This is a genomic window from Bradyrhizobium sp. LeoB3, from assembly GCF_055456055.1.
In genome coordinates this window covers 1-343 of sequence record NZ_JBVBEF010000410.1, presented here as the reverse complement: position 1 = coordinate 343, position 343 = coordinate 1, and the positions used below count along the sequence as shown (strand labels likewise).

The 343-nt window shown below is 69.7% G+C and carries 1 protein-coding gene; it reads right to left on the bottom strand.

Translation table 11 applies throughout. The features are described from left to right. Positions 1-129: 129 nt before the first annotated feature. Positions 130-343 (bottom strand): cupin domain-containing protein (locus ACZXDY_RS46540; protein ID WP_464350109.1); only part of this gene is annotated, 214 nt, incomplete at its 5' end.

The following is a 343-nucleotide window of genomic DNA, read 5'->3' as shown; positions in this document are numbered from 1 at the left end:
CTTCGTGTCGGTCGCGTGCCTTGTTTCCCTACGCGCACCTGGCTGGCGCGTGCAATCGATCATCTGGCGCGGTCCCGAGCGCCCGCGCCGGCGCACGGTCACGAACGCCCCGCGCCGTGGTCCTCGGCCCTAGGGGAACGTTATGCCGAAAGCGGCCGGATCGGGCTTCTCGCCTTTCCGGGGCACCAACAAACGCTCCAGCCCACCCGGCACGTAGGTGGCCAGCAGGGTGGCTTGGGCGCCGACCACTTCGATCGTATGCGGCACACCACGGGGAAGAGCCGCGTACGAGCCTGCCCCCACCTCAACGCGGGAATCGCCGACCCGCGCGATTAGCTGCCCC